Source organism: Azospirillum sp. OGB3, assembly GCF_014192915.1.
Classification (GTDB): Bacteria; Pseudomonadota; Alphaproteobacteria; order Azospirillales; family Azospirillaceae; genus Azospirillum.
Genome location: NZ_JACHYN010000070.1, coordinates 1 through 1,261, shown reverse-complemented (window position 1 = coordinate 1,261; position 1,261 = coordinate 1). Strand labels below are relative to the sequence as shown.

Genomic DNA, 1,261 nt, shown 5'->3' with positions numbered 1-1,261 from the left:
TGTCCACTTCGGCATCGACCTATCAACCTTGGCGCGGCTGATCGAGGAGGATGCGATTTGACCCCGGATCAACCCGATTTTCCGGAGAGCCTCAATAAGAAGGCCGCAAAGGTAATCATTGTTAAGAGGATTCCTTTTCTCTTGCAGTATGTGGAATATAGAAGGAAGACGATTGAGGCATTCAACAGGGAGACCGCTCCCGCATTCCCCTCTATAGTAGTCCTGTCCAGATTCCTTGCACTCGAACCATATCGCCCATCTTTCAAAATAATAACCGTTCGGAACGGCAGCTTCTGGGCTGGGGGAGCCAGCAAGCTTCTGGCTTTTCGGCAACGGATGGGCGGCGCTGACCGCGGCGATGGTGGCGATTACCACGCCGACGATCAGGGAGAAGATGGTCACGAAGGACCACCATACCGGGTCCAACAGAATGTCGCTGTCCGGCCCGTTAACGGATTTTAATGCCATGGCGGACATGCAGGCCAAAGCGACAAGAAGCCAGGTGACAACAAACGGCGGCAACGGTAGCCCCTCCCTCGTTCAGACGCCTTCCGGCGCGGTTCCGTTGGTCAATCGGCGCCAAGTGTCGGGAAACTCATGCGGCAGCTGTTCGAGTGCGACAATGGCGTTCCACCAGTCGGCCAGCAGTTGCATGGCCGGGTGCCGCTCGCAGCTGCCGGCCCCGCGGCCGCAACCAAACTCCGCCTGCTCGCCGAAGGGAACCGCACCAGCGAAGCGGACGGCCTCGACGAACAGTGATGCCGGCATTTCAAGACTGGCATTCTCCCGGTGACCGTTCTGCATGCGTTCGGCGCCCCTCACGATGCCACTGTGCGCAGGATGTTGTGCAGGGCGGCTTGCACGCGGGTCGGCGGCAGAGCGGTGTCACGCTCTGTCTCAAGCTTCTTCGCGACGGAGCACGGCAGAACCGCCCAAGGCGCAATGGCTTCGGCCAGCTCCGCGACATCCAGGCACGAAGAGGCGCGGTCCCCAACCCACAGAAGAATGTCAGGGTCATCATCCGGATCGGGCATGACGCGCTCGACCTGGGCGAAAAAGGTCTGCAAGGGATTGTCCCATCCGACAACGCATGCCGTACCTGCGGGGTCGATGGTGGTCACATCGTAGCGGCTCACGGCTCGCTTCCTCTCCTATCTGAGGCAAATATGGGCTCTCCGGAAAATCGGGTTGATGGGCAGCCGCCGTCATGGCATTGTTAAATCGGATTTTTAGGTTGATCCCATAGAGGAGCGCCGCGCCA

General features: G+C 59.4%; 3 protein-coding genes. All 3 read right to left on the bottom strand.

Features of this window, described 5'->3' with window-relative positions; translation table 11 throughout:
- On the bottom strand, positions 1-522 hold a 522-nt coding region (locus FHW79_RS32305), incomplete at its 3' end, for a hypothetical protein (RefSeq protein ID WP_183182689.1).
- Positions 523-540: 18 nt separating this feature from the next.
- Positions 541-804 carry a hypothetical protein gene (locus FHW79_RS32300; RefSeq protein ID WP_183182688.1) on the bottom strand — a complete coding sequence of 88 codons (264 nt, stop codon included), beginning with the start codon at positions 802-804 and terminating at the stop codon, positions 541-543.
- 14 nt (positions 805-818) lie between these two features.
- Positions 819-1,136: a hypothetical protein gene (locus FHW79_RS32295; protein WP_183182687.1), complete on the bottom strand. Its 318-nt coding sequence runs from the start codon at positions 1,134-1,136 to the stop codon at positions 819-821.
- Between the last annotated feature and the right edge of the window lie 125 nt (positions 1,137-1,261).